Origin of the sequence: Allomuricauda sp. CP2A (assembly GCF_001683915.1) — a bacterium.
Taxonomy (GTDB): domain Bacteria; phylum Bacteroidota; class Bacteroidia; order Flavobacteriales; family Flavobacteriaceae; genus Flagellimonas.
Map to the genome: position 1 here is coordinate 1 of NZ_LXTT01000159.1, position 1894 is coordinate 1894.

The window sequence follows — 1894 nt, forward strand, 5'->3', positions numbered from 1 at the left end:
TATATTAATGGAAAGAAACCAATTGCATTTCGGATAAAACCTATCGCTTTCCTATATATCGGCAAAATATTCATTAAAATTTAATGAATATGATAATATAGGCGGAAGATATTTGGGCAATTGCAATTTTAGGAAAATAATATGTTTTGAAATAAAGTGTAGCCTTCCCTAAAAATTTGGAAAGTACGTTCAATCATTGAATAAACTGTGCCAGCTCCCTGAAAAGCACAAGCACTGAAATACACAATACCACATAACCAAACCCTTTTTTTAAACTTTTTTCGGGAATGAGATGGGAACTGTGTATGCCTATGGCCATTCCCGTTAAGGAAATGGCAGAGAAACTGAGCAACAATATCCAATTTATCTCAATACTTCCCATATCCCCAATAAACCCTATAAAAGATTTTAGGGCTATGATTATAAGCGATGTGGCAATGGCTCTTTTTATAGGAAGCCGTAAGAAGAGGATCAACACGGGAACAATCAAAAATCCGCCCCCGGTACCTGTTATCCCCGTTATGATGCCAATCCCTATGCCGAACAAGAGAATGGGAAAGTAATGCTGTTTGGATTTGGATGGTGTCGGTGATTTTTTCTTCGCATCTTTTATGGTGTGTATTGCGGCCAAGGCCATTAATGCACTAAAGAACACCATTATGGCCAAGTCCCTAGTAATGATGAGGCCATCATGTATAGAATACAGTACAGGAGGAATTGAAGGCAATAAGAACTTGCGTACCAGAAATACCGTTACAACCATGGGAATTAAAAAAAGTAGGGCCAATTGCCAGTCCATGCGCTGTTTTCTTACATTGAGCAGCACACCTGCCGAAGCGGACATCCCCACTACAAATAAGGAATGGGCGGTAGCAGAGTGCATATCCATTAAGAACAAATAATTGAATATGGGAACGGCCATTGCCGATCCTCCACTGCCCGTAGATCCCATGATCAATCCTATGGCAAATGCACCCACATATCCAATAAGTTGGAATGTTTCCATTGATGAGTGTTTTTCTCTTGAAGTTGAAAATGGCGCACATAAAAACCCAAGGGGCTATCCATGTATAGCCCCTTTAAAGTTTATGATATTGCCCGAAGAAATAGTTATCCTCCAGCGTAGATGTAGGAACACCCATGCTCTTGTGCACGGTCTAGTGCCCATACCCCCGAAGGAACCAATTGGATCCCGGGAAGGACGGCATCTACCCATTCGTTATACACCTCTGTTGGATCTAATCCCATTTTTTGGGCCACAATACCTGAGTATACCATTATGGCAAGGTTACATACACAGAACATGGCCCCACGTTCTTGCATACGCTTTATGCCATCAATACTGGGCATGGGCATATCGCCTTCCTGTGGTTCAAAATACGGGTTGCGAAGTGAAGGCTTCTGTGTGGCATTGTCATTTATTTTAAAGACTTCACCAAGCTTGTATTTTTTCCAAACATCGGAATGCAATGCAAAAGGAATGGCATCGTGTCTAAGAACGGTCATGGCCGTAATGTCACTGTCGGGAGATCCTGTTTCATTATTGCTCAGATAATAGGCCCAATTCCAGATAACAGGTAACCCGTCATGTGGCATGGAACCGTCAAATACGGTACGGTGTGTACCTTTGATTTTTTTGAACCAAGCTTCGGCTTCCCCAACTTCCGCAGCTTCATTTTCCGCTTCTGAAAGTTTTGAATACCATGGGCGTAATGGACCCGTTACCGCTGCCATTGTACTGGCGGTTGTTCCAAGAGCCATTGCTCCAATAAACATTCGTCTAGATGATTGATGATTTTTCATGACTACTGATTTTTAATTAAATTAAATTGCTTTTTGTAATACTCCATAATAGGTTGAAAAGGCCCCAATTGATGTTGAACCAATGGAAAAT

General features: G+C 41.3%; 2 protein-coding genes. Both read right to left on the reverse strand.

Going from position 1 to position 1894, the window contains the following annotated elements; genetic code table 11:
* Nucleotides 1-193: 193 nt before the first annotated feature.
* Nucleotides 194-1006, reverse strand: coding sequence for a sulfite exporter TauE/SafE family protein (locus A7D14_RS18140; protein WP_067037668.1), 813 nt, complete (start codon nt 1004-1006; stop codon nt 194-196).
* A 104-nt stretch (nt 1007-1110) separates the two neighbouring features.
* Nucleotides 1111-1803, reverse strand: a complete 693-nt coding sequence (locus A7D14_RS18145; RefSeq protein WP_067037669.1) for a Tat (twin-arginine translocation) pathway signal sequence containing protein — start codon at nt 1801-1803, stop codon at nt 1111-1113.
* Between the last annotated feature and the right edge of the window lie 91 nt (nt 1804-1894).

Excerpts from the sequence above, each read along its gene's own strand:
- A7D14_RS18140 (WP_067037668.1), bottom strand. The coding sequence starts at position 1,006 with ATGGAAACATTCCAACTTATTGGATATGTGGGTGCATTTGCCATAGGA.
- A7D14_RS18145 (WP_067037669.1), bottom strand. The coding sequence starts at position 1,803 with ATGAAAAATCATCAATCATCTAGACGAATGTTTATTGGAGCAATGGCT.